The following is a 21,095-nucleotide window of genomic DNA, read 5'->3' as shown; positions in this document are numbered from 1 at the left end:
CTATCGTAGGGCATATGAATCCGTTTTAAGTTTGTTTGTCATGCTTTATGTCTTTTGAAAAATTCCGCCATTATCAAAATCTTGCCTGCTCTAAGTGCTTTATTTTTGTATATCGCTCATTAATTTGAAGGTTATCAATTTACGCAAAATGTGTACACTATTGTGTATATCTTTTCCCGGAGTGTACACATTGCTAACCGATACAAAACTGAGAAAAGCTCTTGGCAAAAAGAGAGACAAAATCGAGGTCATTTCAGACGCTCACGGCTTGAATGTCAGATTGTCTACATCCGGCAGTATAACATTCTTTTACCGCTACAGATGGAACGGAAAAGCGGCTCAATTGACGATCGGCGATTATCCGACCATATCATTAGCTCAGGCGCGAGAGCGTAGACAGCAGTTCAGAATCTGGCTTAAAGAGGGGTTCGATCCGAGACGACAGACCGTACTGGAGAAACAGAAAAGAGCTGATGCGATTACCGTAAAAGAAGCTTTTGATTACTGGGAAAAGCATTACTGCATTCCTGAAGGCCTGGTAAAAATCCACGTGAACCGCCGGGACTTCAACAACCATATCAATCCTGTGCTGGGGAATATGATCGTAGATCAGACCACAAAGGCGCATTGGCTTAGCCTGTTCGACGGTATGGGAAGAAGGGTGGTTACAGGGCAAATGTTAGGGTTGATGCAGCGTGTTTTTCGTTTCTGCTCTAACAGAGGAATAATCAACCTAAACCCAATTGAGAGTCTCAGGCGATCTGATGTGGGGCTCACCGCGGCAGTTAAAGACCGAAGATTGAGCGACGAGGAGATCAAAACTGTCTGGAATGCTTTGCCAGAGATGAGAGAACGACAACAACTGATCATGAAATTTCTCATTTTGACCGGTTGTAGGAGTACGGAAATAAGAACGGCAAAGTGGGAATGGTTCGATTTTGTGGATCAAACATGGACCATTCCAGCAAGTGATTATAAGACAGGTAAATCTGTCAGGAGAGCGTTGCCGGATGCTGTTGTAAAGATGATGAAATCTCATAAAGAAACATCATTGTCAAAGCATGTTGTTACGTTGTCACGCTATAAGGGGCCAGAGGATGACAGGCCGCCTCTTCAGCCTAACGTTGCGTTATTTTCTGCCCAAATAATTTCCAAGACAGGAATGAAGCCGTGGTCCCTCCATGATCTTCGACGAACAGTGGCGACGCGACTTTCTGAATTAGGTGCGCCGCCACATGTTGTTGAGAAACTGCTTGGCCATCATATGGCAGGTGTCATGGCGAGGTATAACCTGCATGACTACATTGATGATCAGCGCCATTGGCTTGCGGTATGGCAGAATCATTTGGAGAAACTGGTTGGTCATCCTCTGGTTTGATGCCCACTTTTTCTTCCCACTCCAGGAGGTCTGAAAGTCTCCAGCGCTTCGGGCTTCCATTTATCTTCGGCTTCGGAAATGGATGTGAAAAATATGCCGGCATTCTGGAAGGGGTGCTCCAAAAGTACAGCGTGCTCCGCGAAATTTTGTATCTTGATAAAACTTCACTGGTGATCAAGATATCAAGATTCGTATAAGTTGTTTCATTCATATAGCACCTCTCAGTTGCATTGTCCCGGCAGATTGCGCAGCCTGCGGGCACCATTCATGGCTGTCGCAACGTAGCTGGCCCGGCGGTTAACGACTTCCACTGTTACCTTTATTCCATCAACCACTACGGTGTATGTGGTCTTGGTTTTCTGTCTGGCGAATTCACCGTAAGTTTCGACGTGCTTCGCGAGAGCGGCATCACATGCCTGGCGAGCTAAAGGGGATTGCTTACTGCGATTAATCAGTCGCATTTCTTCTCCTTGAGGGAGGGTTTCCCCTCCCAATCTCGTTAGTTCACGTATTCCGGTTTCATATCCGCCAGGTTGGTGAGATACCCCTGATACAATTCATCGCCAAGGCGAGGCTTCAGGAATTCCAGCTTCTTCTCTACGTCTGCAAACGCAGATTTAGCTTCTTCGCTTCCTGGTTTAGGCAGCCCATTAATGAGATCCGCAATTTTGTTGTTGGCGTTGATTTGATGGAAACGACCGAGAGCTTTATTTTTAAGCTCTGTATGAAGATTTGCGCCCAGTTCATTTTTTAACGCGTCAATCCTGGAGCCTATCTCCTTGGCCTCATTTGCAACTTCTGCAGATGAGATCTGCTGGCGGAATTCTTCGGCAATGATTTCGGCATCAAAACTTCCTTCCTGATCGGAATACCCTCTATCAGCCTGCTCGATCAATGGTGAGCCAGCAGCTGGTGGCGTAATGTCTTTCTCCTTCTGCCAGACCATTTCCGTTCCACGCTCGAGCATCTCCATAATTTCCGAGTTATTTGGCAGACGGCGGCAGAGACGGTGTGCAGCAGATTTGCGCGCCATGGATTCATACCAGTCAACCCACGGACCCTTATCGCTGTTTTTGCTGGCGGCGCGAACTTTTGCAATGTCGTCAAGATTCAGCCATTCGAACTGAAATTCCCCTGTTTTCATCCGTGCATATGCGACAGCCCCGATCATCTCGCCTCGGGCACCCAATGTTGGTTCGTAGTGGATATGTTCTCCACTGTCATCAAGCCAGACGCGAAATTTATCTTTCTCGTAAACTGCACGAGCTGCAATAATCGATATTTCACCCGACTGACGAGCTCGTTTTAAAACGCCATCAATCATCGGCATATATTGGGCGATTAATTTCCAGTTGCCGTCTGCCTGTTTTTTCTTGTAGACCACCATCGCCGCTTCGCGGTTGTCCGGAATAAGCCCGTCTTTAGCACATGCAGTCAGGGCATTGATAACGGACTGACGATCGGCGTTATACAGATCATTATTTGCAGCCAGAGCTACTGCTGCGGCGTTAGTGAATCGGTCGAAGCTGACATGTGCAGGCAGCAATGACTGAACCGGAACAAGTTCGCGGTCAAGGTTTGCTTTTATATCAATGAGCATATTAGACATATTGTTTCTCCTTATTCCGCATCCAGTGCTTCAAGACGACGAGTGTCATAATCATTCAGATCGTCGGTGTAGGCTTCACTGATTGGTGCAGGCCAGTAGCCTGTCTCCATGGCTTCTTCAATCTGGCGCAGTGCCCGGCGGTATTCTTTGCGACCCAGCTCCAGCAGCATGGGGGAAGCATCCACCACAGCTACCCAATGGTAACCGGGGTCTTTGTTCACGAAGATCCAGGTGAATTTATCCAATCCTGCAACATCGCAATACATCGCTGCGCTTAGGTGGTAATCGCGGTCGATAATTTCACGATGAAGTCGGTCTTTCAGTTTGTCCTGGCGCACATACCCAAGACTTACCGTTTTCAGGTCAGCGCAGATGCTTTCGTAAGGGAGGCGGATCTCTATGTCAGGACGAACGCGCACCTCAAGCCCGGTCTCTTCATCGAACCCGAAATAACTGACCTCAGACTGCCTGGCTGGATGGTTTAACAGGCGGCTGGCATCGTTGTTGGACTGAAGAGCATCATTGATATTTTTTATCAGCTCGTACATCTCAACGCTTATCGTCTCTTTACCTGCATTTGCCGCTTCCTGCTGTGCATGCCAGTCGTCGGCAAAGACTACGTCAGGGCGGATCGTGCGAACGATTTCGGACAGTTGCTCTTTAGTGCCGCTGACGTTGTAAGGGATAAACTTTGCGCGCTCCTGTTCAGCGAACTCAGGTGCTACAGTTGCTATCTGATCCAGCAACTGATCACGAGTGCCGCTGGTTTTAAGCATCGGTTTCAGGCTGGCATTGTATTCTTTGATACATGCTTTCATTGCTGTAGCGGTTGGTTTTGTTTCCGCTGGTATCCGCTGAAATTCTTCCGGCAGAGACATGTATGAATTAGCGGTCTCCTCGGCACCTGCACTCAGTGAAAGCGGAGGCGTGAGGTTGCCGTTGTATTCTTCAATCCATGCCTTAAGTTCATCCGGGGTCATTAAAGCAGGCAGCGTTGCGTTGTATTCTTTGATGATCGCAACCATCTCTCCTGTCGTGGATACCACGCCTTCCGGCATTTTTTCTGGCAGAACGTAGTTATCAGAAAATTTTTCTGGTTCCAGCACAAAACTGTGTGTGGCGCGACCAAAAATGAAAGCCGGGTTATCATGCTGGGAAATGGTTTTGGCAACGTGGCGTACATTGAAGTACATAAGGCTGACGCGAGCATCTTTAATCTGCGTGCTGCTGAGCCCGTTCGCTGCGTGATAAACGTCATTCGGTAGGCCTTCGTATCGGCCAGGCTCGAAGTAAGCCGGGAATTCAATTACCGGTTCTGCTTTCTGTTCTTCCTGCTCTACGGTAACTGCTTGCGTATCAGCTGCATCAGTGCCTTCGCCTGGTTGTACCGGATCAGTATTTTCGACTTTCTCTGGCTTAGCCGTTTCCATCAGCACATCGCTGGTGGTCTCCGCTGCGTTTTCCGTTTTTTCGACTTCATTTGAGTTGGTATTGATGACCGGTTCGGTATTTCCATCCGTCAGGCCATCGATGGAGAACACGCCGCCGCCGAGATTTTCAACCTGCGGTTGTTCAACTGAGACTTCGGTCTTTACAGCCGGAGTAGGCAGCGGCAGTAGCTCCACAGCAGAGTTAAACTCAGCCGTCATGGTTTTATTCACAAACTCAAGATGAGCCGCTGGCGTGTGATGAATGTTCTCTGGTGCGATGCGGATCAGATTGAAGATTGCCGCACGGTTCACAGCCAGTATGCCTGGTTGATTGCGTAAGATTGCGCTCCATGACTTCCATGGTTCTTCTTTCTTGGCCACGATTTCTTTGGCACGTCGTAACACGCTCGAAGGAATTTCGAAGTGGTGGAAGTCCATAGGCAGTAGGGCACAGGCAATCTCAAGATCGAGGGTGTCCAGAGTGTGATGCGCGCCTTCGCCGCGATCCGTTACATGGCCGCCGTCTGCATTGGTACCAGAATCAGTGCGCTGAACATTACTGATGCGATTACCGTTAGCCCACTCGCGAACGAGAATGCCGCGGTCAATATAATCAGTCGCCGCCCAGACTCTGGTGAAACGGAGAACTAAAGCGAGTTCGTGACGCTTTTCCTGGCTGAACACTTTGCGAATGGCGTCGGTATACCGCCAAAGGTCTTTGGTGTCGTAACCCTTAACCTCTTCGCAGTTTTCTGCCGCCAGCAGAAGGTTCTGGACATAGCTGTTGTCAGTGTCCATCTCCAGTGCGCTGATACCTTCGTATTCTTCGCGGGTTAAGTGGTGGCGCAGTATGTCGGCGGAGAACTGGGCGAGTAGCTGTTTGCGGAACGGCATACGAACGACTGGATAACGTGTGGTTTCGTCATCATTCTCGTCAATCTGGATACCGTTATCAGGTTCCAGAACCTGATCGGTTGTAACACCGGTCTCGCTGGCGCTTTCTGATTTGAGAAGATTAAGCTTTCCGCTTCTCCACTCTTCAATTAACTGATTGCGATCGCTGGCATCTGCTCTCGCCCAGTCAGCCATGAATGCAGCGATAATTTCAGTTTCGTGCGCTTCATCTGGCGCGAATACCTGCTTAATCGCCTGAACCAGTTTCCACTCAGCGTTCAGGCTGAGTTCGGCAACTTCAGGGATGTCGTTTTTCGCCAGCAGCAGGTTCTGGAGATAGGTGTTGCCTTCATCCAGTGACATTTTGCTGGCAGCCAGCTGCTGCTCTTTACTGATGTATGACTGGTATTTGTCGTTGGTCAGGTGGACGGCAAAACGGACCGCTGGAGTGCGGTTTTCAAGCGGGACACTCTCGACGGAATTTTCGACATTAACGGACGTTTCCGATGCCGCGGTGTTGTCCATGGCTCCAGTAGACTCAGCACCAGCCTTTGGCAGCCAGGTGCGTCCATCGTCCTGCAGTTTGTAACGTTTGCACCAGGTGTAATCCACGGTGCTTTCTTTCGGGAGGTCGTTATACACCGGGAAATCGGTGCGAACCGGTTTGGCGTAATCCTTACCGCGTCCGGTTTCAATACCGGCATCTTCGAGCTCAACATCGAGCTGCAGGTTGGCACGGGCTTCTGATTTCGCAGTGAACCAAATCACTGCGTCTTCTTTGCCGGATTTCTGCGTAGCCTTAACTACATAGAAAAATTCCATGTGAGATCCTCTTTTTTGGATGTAAGATCCCCGGGCCAGAGATAGCGCCCATTGGGTGAACTTTGGTTTTTTAAGTAGTTTTCCGGTGTAACTTTGGTCGGGAGCACCGGACGTACGAGCCGCCTTGCGCGGCTTTTACGTTATGCCTCGTGTGCCATCTGGTCGTACGAAGCACAACGTTCAGAGCAGTATTCTTTTTCTTTGCGCGCCAGCTGTGAGCCGTTGCGATAGAGAAGGGTACTTTTGACTATTTCTTCCGGTTTAACCGGCTTGCCGCAGTACCCGCATTTCGTTGAGTTACACATCTGGATTCCCCTTTTGCGCCAGTAGGTAGCATAAGCGGCGAAGAATCACCTCGAAGAAGTTCAGCTTTACAGCCTGCTGCCGTCCTGGTTTGCGTGCGAAATCAATCATTCTCACCCTCGTTTGCCTTATCGCTGGCCAGCGGAACGTTTACACCTGATGCGCGTTAATCTCTCCACCTCATCCGACTCTTCATATGCCATCGGCGGCTACTTCGTGGGCGTCCTGCCTTGGTGGAATGTAGTGCGTCTTGGTGAGTTGGATTAAATCACTGGTTTATATTCGTGTCAACCTTGTATTTGCACTGATTGTAAATCTACGGTTTATAAAGCTGGTTTTTGTGAAGTCTCTGGTGAATCCAAGACAAAAAAAATCCCGACGCTAAGGTCAGGATCGGATTGGTCGTGCTGTAGTTCGGCTACGGAGCCGAGGGGGAGATAAAAGTCGGCTCGTTAGTTGGTTTAGCGGTGTGCTTTGGATGGTAGGTGCGCTGTGGGTGGCGCTTCAGCAGTTTGTGGAGACGCTTGAGGTACCTGAATAATTATTGGAGGAGTCGGTTGAACCTGTGCAGGTTGCGGCGAATCCTTAAATGCAGATATCATTCCTGGTACAGCAACTAAGACAGCAATGATGATTCCAAAGATTGCGAGCCGTGATGATATTCCAGACTGAATTCCCGAAATGGCTGTATTAATGCCACTTATCTGGTTCTGGATACCCTCAAACTTCCCGTTTATTCCTTCAATTTTGCCGTCTATAGCCTTGATTTCACCATCTACGCTATCCATTTTCCCATCGATTTTGGCTGAGAGTATGTTGAGAGTTGAATTCAAGGCTGCAAACTGTATGTTAGTGTTCTCTCTATTTAAAGCCATTTCCACACGGATAGAAGAAGCAATAGATTCCATCTCTGCTTTGTTCGCAGCTAAACGTGCCTCTAATTCTTCTCTACTAATGGTTGCCACTTCTTCCTCCATATGTGACGGTGCCGTGTAGTTAGTTTGCATCCTGGAAGAGGAATTATCAAATACGGCTTCAAAATCGGAACCACCAACAACTTTTAGCGCACGACCCCGCGAAATCGTTATGTTCTGATTTTCATTATTATTTAAGTCGTTATCATCTTTCATGATAGTTCTACAGTAAAGAATGACTCATTTTTATGAAGTTCGGTTTTTGGTTCACCACTATCCTGTAAAATAACAGTAACACTATATAATCCTTTCGCAGGAATTCTTATCTCAGAGAGTGTTACGATCACTTGGCCGCTTGCACCAGTATCTAAATGGCTATCCTTAGTATCAATGAAAAGCGAGGCGGACTCAGAAGAACCATCAGGGAATTGAAATTGCTCACCCTTTTTTATCATTAGGTGAGCAGGTACAACCATAATACCTAAGTTATATCTAGAGTTAGGTTTTAAACCAACCAAGCCAACTCTGAAATCAATTGATAATGTAGTCGGAAATTCTGTGCACGTGAAATGCAGAGTTGGCTGATTTAGCTCCCCCTTGCTATCAAACGAATTTATAAAAGCGATTCTTTCAATATTGGCCATATATTTCTAACCTAAATTTACTTAGCGCTGTAAACAGCGCGAGTATAGTGATTTAGATATTCGAGTTCTTAATCCTAATCCCCTTGGGACCGAATCCGCCCCTTCATATACTTCTCGTACAACTCATCCAGTTCCTTCAGACGGATCGCAAAGATACGGAGCATATTCTGCTGTTCTTCTTCCGGTAACTGGCGGTAGAGCTCCAATAAGCGTTGTTCATCCGGCTTGAGTCCGTCTTTCTCATTAACATCTTCACCGAGTAGCCAGGCGACAGAAATACCTACGGCGTCGGCTATGGCCAGTGCCGATTTTTTACTAATCACGCCTTTTTTGAACCAGCCGTTTACGGCCTGAGGAGTGACTCCAGCTATTCGTGCCATGTCTGCTTTTGTAACGCCGCGATCAGTGATCTCAGTAAGGCGCTCTACCAGAACGAGGTTGGGTTCTTCTTTTCTCATAGAGTTATTGTAAATATTTGGTTTATACACACAATAAATCACATGTTTGCACAAAATGTAAATCTGTGGTTTACTTCTCCTGTCAATACGCAGGAGAAGCACATGTCCGCACTCGATAAAGCAATTAAAGCCGCTGGCTCAGCCAGAAAGCTCAGCATCGCGCTTGGTGTGACGAGTATGTCTGTAAGTCATTGGAAGAATCGTGATCAAGGGATCGTCCCGCCAAGTTATATCTTCCCGATTTTCAAAATGACAGGCGTAACTCCCCATGAATTGCGCCCTGATCTCTACCCAAACCCAACAGACGGTTTACCTAAACAGGAGCCTTAACAATGCAAACTGTTTCATTTCAACAGAGTAGCAGAGCTTCCTCTAATCGACTGATATTCCCGTTTCATCAAAGCGAACCGGCAGCACAGGATATTGTTCATCGTGATATCTGCTCAGCGGTACGAGCTTGGGCAGCGGCAGAAGGGCGCGTAGCTGTAGCACTTCAAATCCAGGAAGCGGCGGAAGAACTTCAACTTGATGGCGTAGATTTTTCTGGCCAGGCCGATGTCTGGAACGTGAAGCTGTTCCGCTGGCTCGACAACAAAGAAGACTCCGCATCGTACCGAAAGAACGTTGAACAGCTGGTGCCAGCGATCATGTCTGTATTACCTATTCGGTACCGCGACCGTGTCGTAAAGAACGACTCGTTCGCGTATCGCATGGCCAGATTAGAAAAAGAGGTGAGTGAGGCGAAGCAAGCTCTGATGCTCGATGCACCGAAGAAGGAAAAACTGAAGGAGTTAGGCGAGGGGATTTTTGAGATGTTCCGTGTCGATCCTGACCTTACGGCGCCGCTACTGGCGATGGTCACAACCATGCTGGGGGCAATGTGAAGACTTTAGAAAAGGCGAAAGCCGCGGTGCTCGAACACCGACGGCTTTCAGATGCAAAAACGGAGTGTAATTGCGGAGCTAAGTATGTCAAACACAGCTGAGATTATCAATTTCCCCCACAAAACCGAACAACCGGGAGGTCGTATGGCCGACCTGTCGAACGGGTATACCAAGGTCGCTAACGAGATCCAACAGCTTAAGCCGCGCCTCAGAATGTCAGGCCGGGAGTGGCAATGTTTTGAGGCGGTGATCTGGCTTACCTACGGCTGGAACAAGAAGCAGGACCGCGTTACGAACACGGTGATCGCTGAGCTTACAGGGCTGAGTGATTCGCATGTTTCTGATGCGCTCAAATCACTCGCAGAACGCAAAATTATCTTCAATCAGAAGCAGGGCGTAATGAAAACGGTCGGTATAAATACTGACCTTTCAGCCTGGATTTTAGACAAACCGAAAACGGGAAAAGTCTTCCCGAAATCGGGAAAAGTGTTACCGAAAACGGGAAAAGTGTTACCGAAAACGGGAAAAACCTTCCCGGAAACGGTAGACACCCAAGACTATAACAAGAACAATAATAAAATATCCTCGTCTCGGAATTCTGACGAATCCCGAAACCAGAAAACTCAAAAGTTTCTCTCTCGCCATCCAGAAGCTGCCGCCGGGATATACACCCCGGCAGGTAAATCATGGGGATCCGCTGACGACCTCAAGGCCGCTCGCTGGATTTACGACAGGCTTCTCACCGTCAACGCATCGCTATCTGAGCCAAACTGGGCTGAATGGGCAAACACCATCAGGCTGATGCGTATCCAGGACAAGCGTACTCACTACGAAATCTGTGACCTGTTCCAGTGGGCCAACCGGGACGAGTTCTGGAAAGACAACATCTTGAGCCCCTCGAGTCTGCGAAAGCAGTGGGATCAGCTCACCACCAAGCGGCTGCGTGCAACCGGAACGGCAAAGCCATCCCGGGGCGGCATTGACCTGCATAACACCGACTGGATTGACGGGGTGCTGGAATGAAAAACCTCGCAGAGAGCATTCGCGATTTTGACCGGGAACAGGCTCGCCGGGTAGCGCACAACATGCCTGAGCAGTACACCGAACGCGAACAAACGCAGCAGGTGGCTCAGATAATCAACGGGCTGTTCGTACAGCTGGCGGCCGCGTTCCCGGCAAGCCTGGTTAATCGCAGCCAGGAAGACGTGAACGAGATCCGCCGTCAGTGGGTGCTGGCCTTCAAAGAAAACGGGATCACCACTCTGGAGCAGGTTGAAGCCGGCATGCGCATGGTGCGCCGTCAGGAACGCCCATTCCTGCCTTCGCCAGGCCAGTTCATCAAGTGGTGCAGGGAAGGGCGCTGCGTGCTGGGGATCACCGTCGCTGATGTGATGGCCGAATACTGGAAGTGGCGCAAGCTGGTGTTTCGGTACCCGAGCAGCGAGCAATATCCGTGGCCGAAGCCGGTTTATTACCACATCTGCCTTGAGCTGCGTCGCCGCGGAACTGATGGCCAACTGAGCAACAAAGAGCTTGAGCGTGAGGCCGGTGATATTCTGGATAGGTGGGAAAAGCGGGTGCTAGCCGGGAAGCCGATTCCGCCTATTCGTCGGGCGTTGGCTGCGCCAGTTGCTCCGAAAGGGCCGACACCGGCGGAGCTTTTGAAAACTAAATATCAACGGATGAAAGCAGATGGCAGGGCATAGTGAGGAAATGGTCTGTTATGAGCGAGAAGCGGACTCTACCGTGGATTTTATCAACACTCAGGGTTTGCTTTTAAAAATTGTTATCCAGTTTTACTGCATGAGGTATCCCATAATTGTCCTACCGTTTTACTCATTTTTTGTCTCTTTTATCTATGACATCAATGGTTAAGATTACAACGTCTGAGCAGACGTACTAATTTAAATTCTGTCATTCAGTCGTAGCGATTCTGTGAGGCATCTTTTTATTTTAAACAACTCAAAAAGGTGGAAATAACGATGAAGCGTCCAAACTGGTTTCAAGTTTCCGATAAAGGTGGCAAGGCTATAGCAGCGCTCCATCATTACGCCACTACTGGTACAGGTTTACCTGCCGAGCTGATCCATTTAATTTTTTTAAGAGTTTCCCAGATCAATGGTTGTGCACACTGCATAGATATACATACTCGCGATCTTATCAAGAGTGGCATGTCCGTCGAAAAGATTGTATTGGTGCCTGTCTGGCGAGAAGCTACCTATTTATTCTCGGATATAGAGCAAGCTGCCCTCTCATGGGCGGAAGAAGTTACCCGTGTTAGTGAAACACATGCTTCCGATGAAGCATATTCCGCAGCGCTTTCTGTATTCGGTGAAAAAGATTTGGTTGAACTTACCATTGTTATTGCCACCATGAATGCCATTAATCGTATGGGTATTAGTTTTCGAATGAAGCCGCTTGCTAAAGCTTGACAGATGTAAATAGCTCCCATAAGGGACTCTGGAGCTATATTAAAGTCTGCTTCTGGCACACAAATGACATCCCAGCCTGTGCATGACCGTAAAAACTACCTTCACTTGATAAGCCGCTTCGGGTTATGACGAGGCGCTTGTGTGACATGCTGGAAAACCAATTTAGGCGTTTACTGAAAGCCTGGTTGTCCTCAAGTGAAACGACCCTTAGAAATTTCTATGGCGAAATAATCACATAAGTCTTCTCCACGTGTGTTATAAGTGAGTTTGAAATCGCCACCACTGGCGGTTAAGAGGCATCTGATGAAACTACGTATCACAAGAGCAATCGGCCTCAGCAAGTTCTCGCCACGTTGGGTTAAGGTTATCTGTTTACGGTTGACTAAAAACGATATTGAGCGCTCCCTCAACGCTCTTCTGGCCACAATCGATGAATCTGAACTTACCCCTGAGCAAGTCAAAGCATTAAGGGAATGCATTGACAGAATTAACATCGCAAGGGGGAAGGGTATGCAGGCGTGAGCACGTTTGATAAAAGGTAAGCCAGCACTGTATATGCGCGGCACGTTTGCTGCGCAAGTATCGCTGACTGCTCGATACCAGCTGAGCTTTAAAAGCCAAATATGATTGGATGAAAGCTGGTAGGAGGGTATGGGGATGTGTGAGCGAAAATGAGACCAACTATTTAAGCCTGCTCCGTTTACCGCATCTCAACTGAGTTCTTTCTTCTTTGCGTAGCAGGCTAAATATTCATTTAGCTGGAGTTAGCATACGCCGCAACCCTGAACGGCATTGAACAATACGTGCAAGAAATCCAGCAAAAGCATAGATTGAAAGGCTCTTGACCTCAAGTTAACTTGAGTTTTTAAGATGGCGACTCTGGAGATAGTCAAAGGATTAGCCTAATGAAAGATATTGATGTAGGTTTTACGCACGTTGCGTTTGTTGTTAGAAATTTGGAAAAAAGTATTGATTTCTATAGCCGTTATGCTGGCATGGAAGTCGTACACAGGCGAGAGCCTGATCTTCCGGAGGTACGTAAAGTCGCGTGGTTAAGTGACCGAACTCGCCCTTTTGCACTTGTCCTTGTCCAGGTTGATGCTGTGACTGACACCCCTCTAGGTAATTTCGGTCACTTGGGAGTAGCTTGTTCAAGCATTGAAGAAATCGACAATAAGGTAGCGATGGCCAGAATGGAAGGCATCTTGCGAAAAGAACCGGTTCAGGCAGGCGAACCGGTAGGTTATTATGTCTTCTTCGCTGATCCTGATGGTAACACACTTGAACTTTCTTATGGTCAGAAAGTCGGGATCGAGGCTTTCCGTCAGGATGATAAAGTGCCTGCATCTCAGTAAATTTCGATAACCGGTTGGATTACATTACGCACTGGTAATGTTTCATGTCGTTTTAGAGCTTGCTGACAAATTTGTTGCTTAGTAACAGCAAGCTCAATAATAGCCTTTACGAATTTTCATTTTATAAATCTCATATCGAAACCACAATTTAGTAGTGAAACTGCACTAAACTCCTCTGAAATCTATTCAACATAACTATTGTGTAGACCACCAAATCTGAGATCTGTCCCAAATCGTTCTTAAAACCGATACCTGCAAGCTTGGAAGCGCTCCATCCTTCTAACACTCTTTAATCGTTGCAAAATCCGTAAGATACGTTTATAAATATACTGTATATGCATACAGGTGTTCATTGCGGAGGGAAAAATGAAAATCGAGTTAGCCATTGATCGCATGAAGAAACTTCCTGATGGAGCTATACCTGCACTAGAGTCAGAACTGCTCAAAAGGCTCAGCAAGCAGTTTGATAATTGTCAGCTAACGATCAAGCGTGCCAGCAATGATGGTCTGAGTGTTTTCGGGGGCGACAAGAAAGAGGTTGAGCAAATCGTGCAGGAGACCTGGGAAAGCGCCGACGAGTGGTTTTATTAATCGCGTGAATTTCACTGGAGCAGTTTCAAAGAGTATCGCTGTTTGCGTTCCCCTGGCTGTTCCCGATTACTGTTTACCGCGTCAATAAGTCGCTCTGGGGGAAATAGTGTGTAGTGCAGATGCCTTTAATGCAGATGATCAATGGTACGACGTGGTCAGAAGGGCCGATAAAGCAGTTATCTATAGCTTCCCGGCTGAGGGCAGATATCTGGTTTATCGAGTAAATGGAATAGTTTCATTACGACCGTTGCTCGAAGAGGAAGAAATATTCACTCTCAACGGGTTTATGCAATTTGCAAAACGACTGGGGTACCGAGTTACACCACCGTCTGATATTATTCTTTCATAGGCCTGAACAACCTATACCTGATGCGCCACGGAGAGAACCATGGCGCTAGAATTACAACTTATCAAACACCATTCAGGAATACTGATCCCGGCTACGCCCGAGACCAGGGATATCCTGCAATCAAAAACCCGGCTCGGCGATATTCTTGTTGCCGAGTTCAGGCGGGTACGAAACCCGGCATTTCACCGGCGCTTTTTCGCGCTTCTCAATCTCGGTTTTGAATACTGGGAACCAACCGGCGGGGCTATCTCGAGTAACGAGAGGAAGCTGATTACTGGCTACGCCAAGTTCCTGGCTTCGTATGCCGGCAATGAGGGCGCGCTGATCGATGCTGCTGAGCATTATCTTGAGCAGGTTGCATACCGCCGGGTCACAAATGGCATTAGCCTGTGCAAATCCTTTGACGCTTACCGCTCCTGGGTGATCGTCGAAGCAGGGCACTTTGATGCCATTCAGCTGCCTGACGGCACACTCAAAAAGCATCCTCGTAGCATCTCGTTTGCCAACATGGACGAGCTCGAGTTCCAGCAACTCTATAAAGCTGCGCTCGATGTCCTCTGGCGCTGGGTCCTGTCCCGTTCATTCCGCAGTCGCGATGAAGCCGAAAACGTCGCCGCGCAGCTGCTTGGCTTCGCGGGGTGATGGAATGAAGTTTTCCTGGTTCCACCACACCGATTGCAGCACCGAACAGGCCGAAGAACTGGTTAAGCGTTACAAAGCGCGCGGCGTGCGAGTTGAGCGCAGCCTTAATCAGGATTACGTGACCTGGACTGTCAGTGCATTCCTTCCGACCTCAAATACACCAGCGCGCCCGGACAGTCGCTGGCGAAACCGGTTGTGGGGGTGAACGTGAAGACATATCAAATCACTTTGCCCTGGCCGCCGAGTAACAACCGGTATTACCGGCACAACCGTGGACGCACGCATATCAGTGCTGATGGCGTCGCGTATCGCTATGCGGTCGCCAGTGTCATTCGAAGCGCCCGGCTTAATATCCGCACGGCCGCACCACTTAAAATCCGCATTGAATGTTACATGCCCGATCGCCGGCGCCGCGATCTGGATAACCTGCAAAAGGCTGCATTCGACGCTTTAACCAAGGCGGGATTCTGGCTGGATGATTGCCAGGTTGTGGATTATCGCGTTATGTAAATGCCTGTCGTTAAGGGCGGGAAATTAGAACTCACCATTACCGAACTGGAGACCGCATGAATCTCGAGAATACACTCAAATATCACTTCGCCAAATCGACGATGATTAGCGACTCTCCTCGTGCTACGGCATCAGATGCATTAACCGGTTCGGATATTATGGCTGCGATGGGCATGACGCAGGAACGGGCCGCCATGGGTTACAGCGCTTTTCTCGGGAAGATGGGTATCAGCAACAATGACCGGGAGAGGGCGATTGAGTTGCTGGCCCAGTACGCGCTGACTAAGTGCGATCGGGTTGCGGCATTACGGAAGCTTGATGCAGAGATTAAACCACTGGTGATGCATCGGTTGGCCAGCTTCGCTTTCGAGGATTATTCCCGCAGCGCCGCCAGCGTGAAGCAGTGTGATGGCTGCAATGGGGAAGGGTTTGTAGACGCTGAGGTTTTCAGCACGAAGTCTCACACTCTGGCAAAAGAGAAAAGATTCGTGAAGATGTCTCTGAATATGGGCGTCGAAGATTTTCGACCTTCTGAGCATGAGGTACGGAGGCAGGTTAGGGAGGTAGCGCGCGTTCTCTGCCCTCAGTGTAAGGGTAAGAGGGTCGTTAGTTGTGCCTGTAAAGATTGCCATGGACGCGGGAAAGCCGTCAATCAGGCCCTTACAGAACAGCAGGGTGTTCCGGTTATGGCCGATTGCAAGCGTTGCAGCGGGCGGGGGTATGAACGAATCCCATCAACTGAGGCTTACGCCGCGGTATGCCAGATAACGGATGAAATCAGCCTCGATACCTGGAAGAAGTCTGTTAAGCCATTCTACGACCAGCTCATCACCAAGTTTGATATCGAAGAGGCTTGGGCTGATGCGCAGCTCAAGCAGATAACAAAGTAGGGCATTATTTTATCGTGAGCTATTTACTTTTCCCGAATCTGTGGTAATTTTGCTCTAACGATGGGTTATTGCCTTCGTTTAAAGCCCTGCGGTTAACCCCGTGGGGCTTTTTGCTTAATAGCGATTTAAGTATTACTAAAATCATCAGTATTCATTGCCTCTTATAATCTCTATATCAAAGAGGAGGGGGAATGATGACAGAAGGCTATTACTGGATTCAACACAACGGCAGAGTACAGGTTGCTTACTTTAGCAATGGTGTTACAGAAGACCTTGAGACGGGACTTACTTTTAATGGTATTTGGCACCTGACACAGGGTGACGACATCTGCGATAACGGAGAGGCCGAGGTGATTGAAGGCCCTCTGCCTGTACCATTTAAATGAATATATTCATCTGATTACGTGGCAGATTCTTCATACTGCACATAAGCTTCTTATGCATCCTGCAGAATGGATGTTTCTGAAAGCGTTTTTGTGGTGGATCCCCCTAAGCGGAGGGGCGATTCAGCAGGACATTTCTCCAGAGTGTCCAACCAGCGCGCGGGAATGAGTGCTGTGATCATTTCCACCGGGAGGCACCCGGCACCACACCCTCAATTATTTCCAACTTAGCGATCTATGCCTGCTTTTCCGAGCAGGCTTTTTTTTGCCAATGATGAACAGTATTGACCGAGTGAATATTTCATGCGTAATTTATGCGTGTGGTGAATCCTTTCTAAGCGAAAGGGCGTTCCAGTCAACTGCGCTCTGCAGGTATGCACGCGGCCTTGCTCACTGGGGTAGGGTCACCGGGAGGCACCCGGCACCATGACAATAACAATACAGTTTCAATTTCCTTGAGAGCCTGCCGTAAAAAAGCAGGCCTTTTTTTATGAAATTTTAAACTGCTGCTACGCTTGAAAAGTGGGTCGAAGATAACTGCCTGATGGTTCTCCAGAACCAAACGTGAATAAGCCGATACAGTTTCACTACTGAGCATAGGTACTACTCGCACCTACCTTACCAATAGTCAACTCATTAGCCCGCCTTCAAAAGCGGGCTTTTTTTATTCACTCAAATCTTCTGAATGGGGTGGGCATAATTAGAGGTGGATGAATGTCTCAATGCGTTTCTGGCACTAATGTCTTGACTAGTGGCATTGGTAGCCAGATGTAAGCACTAAAAAGTGCGGAGAACGACATCAATCCTCTCCGCATTAATAAAGCCAGTGCATGCCCGCTTGTATGTCTTATATCCCTAAGAAGATTTTCTTTAACTTAACCCAAATGATAACAATAGATAACTATTTGAATAGTTAATTATTTTAATGGGTTAAATAGCTCTCTTAAGGATTATTTAATTTATTGCACTCCTCATGAGAAGGGCGCTCAAGCAGGTTTAGATCATCATAAGGTTGCCGTTTGGCAGCCTTTTTTATTTCTAGCAACAGCACCCGCACTTAGCGAGGTGAGAGACCATGAAAATGAATGATTCAGGGAACATCTTCACGCAGTTCTTCGCGTGGGTAGCAGCTCTGGCGTCAGCCATTGGATTTACCACTCAGGATCTGGTGTTCATGTTCTTTGGCGCTGCTGGTCTGCTTATCTCGCTTGCCTCCTACATTAACGGGCGGGTAGATGCAAACCGCAGGCGTAGAGAGGATGAGAAGCGAACAAAAATGGTCAATGACTATCTGAAAGGTGTTGGTGATAAACCCCTTCACGAGCGTCCTGCTGCTGCAAGCGTGGTCGTTGAGGCCTTACAAAAGGAAGGTGAGTGATGGGATCCAGAGCAAAGTTGAGTACCGCAGTTCTGGGGCTGATACTAGCTGGTGCTCCTGCATCCGTAATCCTCGACCAGTTTCTGAATGAGAAAGAGGGTAACAGCCTCACGTCCTATAAAGATGGTGGCGGTATCTGGACTATTTGCCGCGGCGCAACGATGGTTGATGGTAAACCGGTTGTGCAGGGCATGAAATTGACTCAGGCCAAATGCAATCAAGTGAACGCCATCGAACGCAATAAGGCTCTGGCGTGGGTTGACCGCAATATTGCGGTACCGCTTACCGAACCGCAGAAAGCTGGGATCGCATCCTTCTGCCCGTACAACATCGGGCCGAGTAAGTGCTTCCCGTCCACGTTCTATAAGCGCATTAATGCCGGTGACCGCCGCGGGGCATGCGAGGCAATCCGCTGGTGGATTAAAGACGGTGGTCGCGATTGCCGCATGACTAAAGGTCAGAAGAACGGCTGCTACGGTCAGGTGGAACGGAGAGACCAGGAAAGCGCGCTGGCGTGCTGGGGGATAGACCAGTGAAAATTAATCCGGGTATTATCGGCGTTGTCATTATTGCTGGCCTTTCGGTCGCCCTCGTTAAGAGCTGCTTGGAGGCCAGTAATCTTCAAAGCGAAAACGACGTTCTGCGAAGTGACAATTCTCTGCAGGGGCAGGTTATCGCTACCCAGGCATTCAACTTCAATCGATTCAATCAGGTTGCAGAACATGCCAATAGGCTCAACTCCCTGATTGACACCAGCACCGAAGAAACCGTAATCGAATACCGGGAGATTCTCCACCGTGAAAAAACCTGTGATCTGCCTGTTCCTGCTGACATTGCTGGTGGGCTGCTCAAATACGCGCACCGTTTACGTGCCAGCGCCATGCACACCGATTCCAATGGACCTGACACAGCCGATGATCGTGCCGTTGCCACCAGCTCCATGACGTACTGCCAGGCAGTATTGTGGATTAAGCCGCTATTGGCTGTAATTGAAAAGGGAAACAATAATTTCGCTGGCATAAGGCAGATCGAGTTGGAAAGAAAGAATTAGGGATGGCTCGTCCTTGAGCACACGGGTATTTCTGAACGACGGCTTTACCTGACATAGCAAAGCCACCTTTTAACTTTAGAAAACACACAATATTTAGCAAGCGAAGCGCCACTATCCAAAAAAAAAGCCCTCGCAAGGAGAGCTAAAGGAGTCTCAGTTTCACATGCTCTTTTTATCGATGATTCCCTGGAGTTGGCATTCTCCGCATCAGAGTCCTGAACAGTTTGGCAGTCAGGCAGTAATCAACAAGCATAAGCGCTAGTGATTAAGATAATCCTTACCTAATCATTTGGGCCGGGCAGTAACATCAAATGCTCTGATTATCCATAGGGCTGACATAGCTACTGTAAAGGTATAGAGTTGAGGTGTCTTTATGGAATGAGGATTAACATGAAAGGTAAAGTGATTATCGCTGCTATGGCTTTGGTTTCGTTCAGCGCTGTTGCTGAGGAAGGGCAGTATCTTTCTGACTTCGCCAGTGCAAAAAGCACGTCTAAGAGCTACTCCCAACTGATAAGTCAAAATAAACTACCTGCATGGGTAAAAAGTGGTGGCACAAGCACACCATCAACCGAAGTAACAGTTGCGGGCAAAAAGTATATTGCTCTGTCAGGGTGTAAACCACACAGTTGCCCAGAACAGAATATTGCTGTTCTCTACTCACCTGATAACGGTGATATCCATGGTGTGTTTTCTGATTTCAATGCAGAAAAGAACCAAGAGACATTGACCTGGTTAAACGTGGATCCGATTGATTCTGATGCGATGAAAAATGCGCTTTTCAATCGACTGTACGGCAATTAAATAACCCATGCTTCAAACTGTAATCCACCAGTTTGAAGCTTCAATACACGAATCAATCGTCTCACAGTGTGTTGGTCGCTCACATCGCACCCTCATTCCGCTTAACTTTAGCAATGAATTCCTCTGTGATTGATAGACCCGCTATGATTTCCGAGTTTAAGACGGAAGCACCAAATTTGCTTACAAGGTCAAGAAGAGTTTCATATGTCTGAATCAGTTCCATTAGATCGGAAATCACTAATTGATCATGCTCAGTGCGCAAATGAGACCGGGCAGAGGCTTGATGCACTATCCACTCGAGATTGGCCTTGATTTTCTTTACGTCATCGTAGTTATACATATTTCATAAACTTAAATCCTCATTTCAAGATTTCTTTGAGAAAAAATACTTCATTGCTTCAAATACTGAAGCTGTGAGTGACGACTAAAGTTCATTCAGTTTAGAGGTAACAATGGCTAAGCCGGACTGGGGCGAGCTGCAGAAGCGGTTCCTGTCTGATCACGCCGCTACTGGCATATCCCCTAAGGAATGGTGCGAGACACATAACCTTAATTATGTAAGTGCTCGTCGCTATATCAAGAAAACTGCTACGCAAAATACAAAAATTTACCCGCGAAAGATAGCACGCACTGCGCAGAAAGATAAAAGCGCAGATGAGCTGGTGGACATGGGAACCTGAAAGGCGTATGCGATCAGCTGCGGCGCTGGACTCATGCTGGAGGCAAACAGTGGAAAGGGTGAGTAACACGCCGGGAGATTGAGCGCGAAGTCTGCATGTGGGACCAGAAATGAGCCGATTAACCGCAATCATCTGCGCTGTCGTTATCTGTCTGCTGCTTTCAATGGTTTGGGCGATTAACCACTATCGGGACAACGCCATCACCTACAAAGACCAGCGCGTTAAAGCTATCGAACAACTGACCCTGGCGAACGCCACCATCAAAGACATGCAGACTCGCCAGCGAGGTGTCGCTGCGCTGGATGCCAAATACACGAAGGAATTAGCTGATGCGAAATCTCAGCTTGAAGATCTGCAGCGTTGCGTTAGCACTGGTAAGTGTGGGCTGCACGTCAACGCCAGATGTCCCGCGAATGGAGCGACCGGCACCAGCGGCGTGGGCGATGCTTCCGGCCCCCGACTTACTGACTCCGCTGAACGGGATTATTTCACCCTCAGAGAGCGAATCGTCACAGTGACGAAGCAGGTTGGTTATCTTCAGGACTATATCCATACGCAGTGTCTGAAGTAGGGCATTACAAAGCAACTCTCTTAAGTTGCTCGATAATGCATACATGAGAAGAAGTATAGGTCAGTTGTCTAGATCCACAGCTTTTGCTACAGATGGTGCAGAAAAAAAAGCCCCAAAAGGGGC

General features: G+C 48.2%; 27 protein-coding genes and 3 pseudogenes. 22 read left to right on the top strand and 8 right to left on the bottom strand.

What is annotated here, in order from left to right:
- The first annotated feature begins 148 nt into the window (after positions 1-148).
- Entirely contained in the window at positions 149-1,378 is a 1,230-nt protein-coding gene (locus AK59_RS0103775; RefSeq protein ID WP_050491968.1) for a tyrosine-type recombinase/integrase, read from the top strand.
- Positions 1,379-1,599: 221 nt separating this feature from the next.
- Here the strand turns inward: AK59_RS0103775 and AK59_RS0103765 are convergent, their stop codons facing one another.
- The 8 genes and pseudogenes from AK59_RS0103765 to AK59_RS0103740 form a co-directional block, all read right to left on the bottom strand.
- Positions 1,600-1,839: a DUF4060 family protein gene (locus AK59_RS0103765; RefSeq protein ID WP_014832196.1), complete on the bottom strand. Its 240-nt coding sequence runs from the start codon at positions 1,837-1,839 to the stop codon at positions 1,600-1,602.
- 38 nt (positions 1,840-1,877) lie between these two features.
- Entirely contained in the window at positions 1,878-2,987 is a 1,110-nt protein-coding gene (locus AK59_RS0103760; protein ID WP_029882076.1) for a recombinase RecT, read from the bottom strand.
- 11 nt (positions 2,988-2,998) lie between these two features.
- A complete protein-coding gene (locus AK59_RS0103755) occupies positions 2,999-6,133 on the bottom strand; it encodes a RecE family exodeoxyribonuclease (RefSeq protein ID WP_029882075.1) in 3,135 nt (1,044 codons plus the stop codon).
- Between the two features lie 140 nt (positions 6,134-6,273).
- The gene (locus tag AK59_RS1000000125110; protein ID WP_029882074.1) at positions 6,274-6,438 is read right to left on the bottom strand and encodes a YdaE family protein; all 165 of its coding nucleotides are present in this window, start codon (positions 6,436-6,438) and stop codon (positions 6,274-6,276) included.
- Positions 6,431-6,586: pseudogene (locus AK59_RS1000000125215) on the bottom strand (hypothetical protein); the annotation flags it as partial. The pseudogene AK59_RS1000000125215 and the gene AK59_RS1000000125110, both read right to left, overlap by 8 nt.
- 311 nt (positions 6,587-6,897) lie before the next feature.
- On the bottom strand, positions 6,898-7,566 hold the full coding sequence (locus tag AK59_RS0103745) for a hypothetical protein (RefSeq protein WP_050491967.1): 669 nt from the start codon (positions 7,564-7,566) through the stop codon (positions 6,898-6,900).
- Positions 7,563-7,994, bottom strand: a complete 432-nt coding sequence (locus AK59_RS1000000124180) for a hypothetical protein (protein ID WP_072007021.1) — start codon at positions 7,992-7,994, stop codon at positions 7,563-7,565. The genes AK59_RS0103745 and AK59_RS1000000124180 overlap by 4 nt, the downstream gene beginning before the upstream one ends.
- A 74-nt stretch (positions 7,995-8,068) precedes the next feature.
- Positions 8,069-8,482, bottom strand: coding sequence for a helix-turn-helix domain-containing protein (locus AK59_RS0103740; protein ID WP_081852438.1), 414 nt, complete (start codon positions 8,480-8,482; stop codon positions 8,069-8,071).
- Between the two features lie 72 nt (positions 8,483-8,554).
- Between AK59_RS0103740 and AK59_RS0103735 the strand changes: the two genes are divergently transcribed.
- The 21 genes and pseudogenes from AK59_RS0103735 (at position 8,555) to AK59_RS1000000124750 (ending at position 20,972) form a co-directional block, all read left to right on the top strand.
- A complete protein-coding gene (locus tag AK59_RS0103735; RefSeq protein WP_029882071.1) occupies positions 8,555-8,782 on the top strand; it encodes a transcriptional regulator in 228 nt (75 codons plus the stop codon).
- 2 nt (positions 8,783-8,784) lie between these two features.
- Positions 8,785-9,336, top strand: coding sequence for a toxin YdaT family protein (locus AK59_RS0103730; RefSeq protein ID WP_029882070.1), 552 nt, complete (start codon positions 8,785-8,787; stop codon positions 9,334-9,336).
- Positions 9,337-9,420: 84 nt separating this feature from the next.
- Positions 9,421-10,359 carry a replication protein gene (locus AK59_RS0103725; protein WP_029882069.1) on the top strand — a complete coding sequence of 313 codons (939 nt, stop codon included), beginning with the start codon at positions 9,421-9,423 and terminating at the stop codon, positions 10,357-10,359.
- Positions 10,356-11,042: a replication protein P gene (locus AK59_RS0103720; protein ID WP_029882068.1), complete on the top strand. Its 687-nt coding sequence runs from the start codon at positions 10,356-10,358 to the stop codon at positions 11,040-11,042. Before AK59_RS0103725 ends, AK59_RS0103720 begins: the two co-directional genes overlap by 4 nt.
- Before the next feature lie 276 nt (positions 11,043-11,318).
- Positions 11,319-11,768 (top strand): carboxymuconolactone decarboxylase family protein, encoded by a 450-nt coding sequence (locus tag AK59_RS0103710; RefSeq protein ID WP_014832179.1) that lies wholly within the window; start codon positions 11,319-11,321, stop codon positions 11,766-11,768.
- A 303-nt stretch (positions 11,769-12,071) separates the two neighbouring features.
- Complete coding sequence (locus tag AK59_RS0103705) at positions 12,072-12,290, top strand: hypothetical protein (RefSeq protein ID WP_014832178.1); 219 nt, start codon at positions 12,072-12,074, stop codon at positions 12,288-12,290.
- Between the two features lie 383 nt (positions 12,291-12,673).
- Positions 12,674-13,123 (top strand): VOC family protein, encoded by a 450-nt coding sequence (locus AK59_RS0103700; RefSeq protein ID WP_014832177.1) that lies wholly within the window; start codon positions 12,674-12,676, stop codon positions 13,121-13,123.
- Positions 13,124-13,489: 366 nt separating this feature from the next.
- The gene (locus tag AK59_RS0103695; protein WP_014832176.1) at positions 13,490-13,714 is read left to right on the top strand and encodes a DinI family protein; all 225 of its coding nucleotides are present in this window, start codon (positions 13,490-13,492) and stop codon (positions 13,712-13,714) included.
- A gap of 106 nt (positions 13,715-13,820) precedes the next feature.
- Positions 13,821-14,063: a hypothetical protein gene (locus tag AK59_RS1000000125430; RefSeq protein ID WP_224065701.1), complete on the top strand. Its 243-nt coding sequence runs from the start codon at positions 13,821-13,823 to the stop codon at positions 14,061-14,063.
- Positions 14,064-14,102: 39 nt separating this feature from the next.
- Entirely contained in the window at positions 14,103-14,705 is a 603-nt protein-coding gene (locus AK59_RS0103690) for a DUF1367 family protein (RefSeq protein ID WP_029882067.1), read from the top strand.
- Positions 14,706-14,709: 4 nt separating this feature from the next.
- The gene (locus AK59_RS0103685) at positions 14,710-14,910 is read left to right on the top strand and encodes a hypothetical protein (protein WP_029882066.1); all 201 of its coding nucleotides are present in this window, start codon (positions 14,710-14,712) and stop codon (positions 14,908-14,910) included.
- 2 nt (positions 14,911-14,912) lie between these two features.
- A complete protein-coding gene (locus AK59_RS01000000123565) occupies positions 14,913-15,215 on the top strand; it encodes a RusA family crossover junction endodeoxyribonuclease (RefSeq protein ID WP_050491969.1) in 303 nt (100 codons plus the stop codon).
- A 56-nt stretch (positions 15,216-15,271) separates the two neighbouring features.
- Positions 15,272-16,105, top strand: a complete 834-nt coding sequence (locus tag AK59_RS0103675; RefSeq protein ID WP_029882065.1) for an antitermination protein — start codon at positions 15,272-15,274, stop codon at positions 16,103-16,105.
- Between the two features lie 194 nt (positions 16,106-16,299).
- Positions 16,300-16,491, top strand: coding sequence for a hypothetical protein (locus AK59_RS0103670; RefSeq protein ID WP_029882064.1), 192 nt, complete (start codon positions 16,300-16,302; stop codon positions 16,489-16,491).
- Between the two features lie 1,072 nt (positions 16,492-17,563).
- Positions 17,564-17,866 (top strand): hypothetical protein, encoded by a 303-nt coding sequence (locus AK59_RS01000000123560; RefSeq protein WP_014832171.1) that lies wholly within the window; start codon positions 17,564-17,566, stop codon positions 17,864-17,866.
- A complete protein-coding gene (locus AK59_RS0103660) occupies positions 17,866-18,402 on the top strand; it encodes a lysozyme (protein ID WP_029882063.1) in 537 nt (178 codons plus the stop codon). Before AK59_RS01000000123560 ends, AK59_RS0103660 begins: the two co-directional genes overlap by 1 nt.
- Complete coding sequence (locus tag AK59_RS0103655; protein ID WP_029882062.1) at positions 18,399-18,917, top strand: hypothetical protein; 519 nt, start codon at positions 18,399-18,401, stop codon at positions 18,915-18,917. The genes AK59_RS0103660 and AK59_RS0103655 overlap by 4 nt, the downstream gene beginning before the upstream one ends.
- Before the next feature lie 390 nt (positions 18,918-19,307).
- Positions 19,308-19,721: an Ivy family c-type lysozyme inhibitor gene (locus AK59_RS0103650; protein ID WP_014832168.1), complete on the top strand. Its 414-nt coding sequence runs from the start codon at positions 19,308-19,310 to the stop codon at positions 19,719-19,721.
- 452 nt (positions 19,722-20,173) lie between these two features.
- Positions 20,174-20,389, top strand: a pseudogene (locus AK59_RS0103640) (terminase small subunit); the annotation flags it as partial.
- A 2-nt stretch (positions 20,390-20,391) separates the two neighbouring features.
- Positions 20,392-20,463, top strand: a pseudogene (locus AK59_RS1000000124900) (lysozyme); the annotation flags it as partial.
- Between the two features lie 47 nt (positions 20,464-20,510).
- Entirely contained in the window at positions 20,511-20,972 is a 462-nt protein-coding gene (locus AK59_RS1000000124750) for a lysis protein (RefSeq protein ID WP_029882059.1), read from the top strand.
- Positions 20,973-21,095 lie beyond the last annotated feature (123 nt).

Source organism: Enterobacter sp. T1-1 (genome assembly GCF_000710795.1).
In the GTDB taxonomy this organism is placed as follows: Bacteria; Pseudomonadota; Gammaproteobacteria; order Enterobacterales; family Enterobacteriaceae; genus Enterobacter; species Enterobacter cloacae.
The sequence above is the reverse complement of the archived record's forward strand: the minus strand, read 5'-3'. Positions and strand labels throughout refer to the sequence as shown.